This is a genomic window from Zemynaea arenosa (assembly GCF_004614185.1).
Classification (GTDB): Bacteria; Pseudomonadota; Gammaproteobacteria; order Burkholderiales; family Burkholderiaceae_D; genus Telluria; species Telluria arenosa.
This window is the reverse complement of record NZ_SPVF01000188.1, coordinates 1-3,587: the sequence shown is the minus strand read 5'-3', so window position 1 is coordinate 3,587 and position 3,587 is coordinate 1. Positions and strand designations below refer to the sequence as shown.

Genomic DNA, 3,587 nt, shown 5'->3' with positions numbered 1-3,587 from the left:
GCGCCGCCCGGACTGGTGCCGCACCGCGCACGGTGTGCAGTACGCGGCCGCCGGGCCGGGTCGCACGTTTCGCTCCCGCAACCCAGGCTTCGCTCAGCGCGTGACCGGCTTGATCGAGCCGCAATCGCTGCCGAGCCAGCGCCCGTTGCCGCTCATCGTCATCTCCCCGGTCGCCCCCTGCACCCCCGTCGAGCGCATGGTCATCCGGTAGGCCTTGTCGCCTTCGAACGTCAGCTCGCCTTCGCCGCTCGACTTCGGCTGCGCGCAGCTGTAGCTCACTTTCATCTTCCCGTTGACGATCGGCGAGTGCGTGCTGGTGCAGCCGTTCTGCGTCTGGATCGGCGCGTCGTTGCGCGCCGCCATCTCCTTGGTGATGCAGACCTTGGCCGTCACCCCGTTACCCGACAGGCTGACCCCGTTCTTGGCCATCATGTCGTTCATCATCTTGCGCTGCTCGGGCGACATCGTCTTCATCTGCTGCTGCGCCATCGCCATGGCCTGCTCGACCTGGCCGTTGGCGGACTGGATCTGGGTCGCCACTTCCCACAGGCCCGGTTTCATGGTCTGGGCCGAGACCGGCACGGCCGCCGCGAGGGCGATCGTCAGCAGAGTGCTCTTGAGTGGTTGCATTGTTGTTTCTCCATCGTTGCATTTTGTAAAAGCGTCGGGCAATATCGCTGACACAAAAAATTCATGAAAGGGATGTCGTGAAACTCTTGACCGTATTAATGCTGTCGGCCGGTCTGCTGTCTCCCGCGTTCGCTGCAGGGCCGACCGTAGCGGACAAGCCCGTGGCCGTCAAGGCTGGCGCGCCCGTCAAGGTGACCTCGGTGGAGGGCATCACCGAGTACCGCCTGGCCAACGGCCTGCGCGTGCTGCTGTTCCCGGACCCGTCGCAGTCCACCATGACCACCAACATCATCTACATGGTCGGTTCGCGCCACGAGAACTACGGCGAAACCGGCATGGCCCACCTGCTGGAGCACCTGCTGTTCAAGCCGAGCGCCAACTTCGGCGTCAAGAAGGGCACCTCGTCACCGGTGGAAGTGTTCAAGTCCCTCGGCGCGGACTTCAACGGCACCACCTGGTTCGACCGTACCAATTACTACGCCACCTTCCCGGCCAACGAAGCCAATCTCTCGACCATGCTGGCGCTGGAGGCGGACCGCATGGTCAACGCCCGTATCGCCCAGGCCGACCTGTGGAACGACAAGGCCAAGCAGGGCGAGATGACCGTGGTGCGCAATGAATTCGAGATGGGCGAGAGCGATCCGGTGAGCGTCACCACCGACCGCCTGCAGGCGGTCGCCTACGACTGGCATAACTACGGCAAGTCCACCATCGGCGCGCGCTCGGACATCGAGCACGTGAACATCGACCACCTGCGCGCGTTCTACCACCGCTACTACCAGCCGGACAACGCGGTGCTGATGGTCGCGGGCCGCATCGACGAATCCAAGGTGCTCAAGGAAGTCGCCGAGAAGTTCGGCCGCATCCCGAAACCGAAGCGTGTGCTGGAGCCGACCTACACCGAGGAACCGGTGCAGGACGGCGAGCGCGCCGTGACCGTGCGCCGTACCGGCGGCACCCAGTACGTGGCCGCGGGCTACCACGTGCCGCCCTCGGGCCACGAGGATGCCGCCGCGCTGCGCGTGCTGTCGCGCGTGCTGGTGGACCAGCCGTCCGGCCGCCTGCACAAGGCGCTGGTCGACACGCACCTGGCCACCAAGATCGAGGCGATCACCGTCAGCAACCTGGAGCCGGGCTACCGCATCTTCGGCGCCACCGTGACCAAGGACCAGCCGCTCGAACCGGCGCAGAACGCGATGCTCACGGTGCTGGAAGACCTGAAGGCCAACCCGGTGACCGACGCCGAAGTGGCGCGCGCCAAAGCCGCCATCGACAAGGACATCGAACTCGCGCAGAGCAATACGGCGCGCCTGGCCATCGCGCTCACGGAGTCGATGGCGGCGGGCGACTGGCGCCTGTTCTTCATCGAGCGTGACCGCCTGGCCAAGGTGGACGCAAAGGCCGTGCAGGCCGCCGCCGACAAGTACTTCAAGCCGGCCAACCGCACGGTCGGCCGCTTCGTGCCGACCGACACGCCGGACCGCGCGACGATTCCGTCGACGCCGGACATCGCCAGCCTGGTCAAGGACTACCATGGCCGCGCCGCCGTGGCCCAGGGCGAAGCCTTCGATCCGTCGCCGGCCAACATCGAGTCCCGCACCACGCGCTTCACGCTGGCCAATGGCATGAATGGCGCGCTGCTGCCCAAGAAGACCAAAGGGGAGGTGGTGAACGTGGCCCTGCGCCTGCGCACCGGCTCCGCCGAGGCGCTGGCTGGCAAGCAGACCGTGGGCACCTTCACTGCCAACTTGCTGGATTACGGCACCCAGCTGCACCCGCGCCAGGAACTGAAGGACGCGTGGGACAAGCTGAAGGCCCAGGTGCGCGTGGGCGGCGATGCGGAAGGCGTGACCGTGCGCGTGCGCACCACGCGTGGCAACCTCCCGGCCGTGATGGAGCTGGTGGCCGAGATGCTGCGCAAGCCTGCCTTCGCCGATGCGGATTTCGCCGAGTTCCAGCGCGCCACGGTGGGCAACACCGAGCAGGCCATCCCGGAACCGATGCCGCTGGCCTCCAACGCCTTCCAGCGCATGCTCGATCCGTTCCCGGCGGGGCACGTCAAGCACACCCTGTCGCTGACCGAAGCGCTGGCGGAACAGAAGGCGGTCAAGCTGGATGACGTGAAGGCCTTCCACAAGGAGTTCTACGGCGCGGACCACGCGTCCGTGGTGGCAGTGGGCGACTTCGACGCCGCAGCCTTCAAGGCGCAGATGGGCAAGCTGTTTGGCGACTGGAAGGCGGCGCGCGGCTACGTGCGGGTGCCGCGCGAGTTCAAGGCCGTCAATGCGCAGACCATGAAGATGGAAACGCCGGACAAGGCCAACAGCATGCTGTTCGCGGTGCTGCCGCTGCCGATGAAGGACGACGCCAAGATCTACCCGGCGCTGCTGATGGCGGACTACATGCTGGGTGGCGGTGCTTTGAGCTCGCGCCTGGCCAACCGTATCCGCCAGAAGGAAGGCCTGTCGTACGGGATCGGCTCGGATCTGTCGGTGCCGGCGCAGGATGCGGCAGGCATGTGGCTGGCGTATGCGATTTCGGCGCCGGAGAACACGGCCAAGGTGGAAGCGGCCCTGCGCGATGAGCTGACGCTGGCGCTGAAGGATGGCTTCACCGAGGCGGAGCTGGCCGAGGCCAAGAAGGGCTGGCTGCGTGCGCAGCAGGTCAACCGGACCGACGATGCGGTGCTGGCCTCCCAGCTGGCGGCATATCTGAACTACGGGCGCACCATGGCGTTCGACCAGCAGCTGGAGGAGCGGGTCAATGCCGTCAAGCTGGCGGATGTGAATGCGGCGCTGCGGGAGTATGTGAAGCCGGAGAACATCAACATCGTGTCCGCCGGGGATTTCGCGAAGGTGAAGAAGTAAGCTGCACGGCGCGCTGCCGGGCAGTACGCCTCGCGCCGCGCTGCGCGGCCGTCCTTGGGCCGCGGGCGCGGGCAGCGCCCCGCATCAGGC

2 protein-coding genes are annotated in these 3,587 nt (G+C 66.5%); one reads left to right on the top strand and one right to left on the bottom strand.

The features are described 5' to 3' along the window. Positions 1–93 precede the first annotated feature (93 nt). Positions 94–630, bottom strand: a complete 537-nt coding sequence (locus tag E4L96_RS14865; RefSeq protein WP_135208006.1) for a DUF3617 domain-containing protein — start codon at positions 628–630, stop codon at positions 94–96. Between the two features lie 77 nt (positions 631–707). Between E4L96_RS14865 and E4L96_RS14860 the strand changes: the two genes are divergently transcribed. After that, the gene (locus E4L96_RS14860; protein ID WP_135208005.1) at positions 708–3,497 is read left to right on the top strand and encodes a M16 family metallopeptidase; all 2,790 of its coding nucleotides are present in this window, start codon (positions 708–710) and stop codon (positions 3,495–3,497) included. Positions 3,498–3,587: the final 90 nt, after the last annotated feature.

What these genes read in the sequence shown, in the direction of transcription:
- E4L96_RS14865 (WP_135208006.1), bottom strand. Translation starts at nt 630, where the DNA reads ATGCAACCACTCAAGAGCACTCTGCTGACGATCGCCCTCGCGGCGGCC.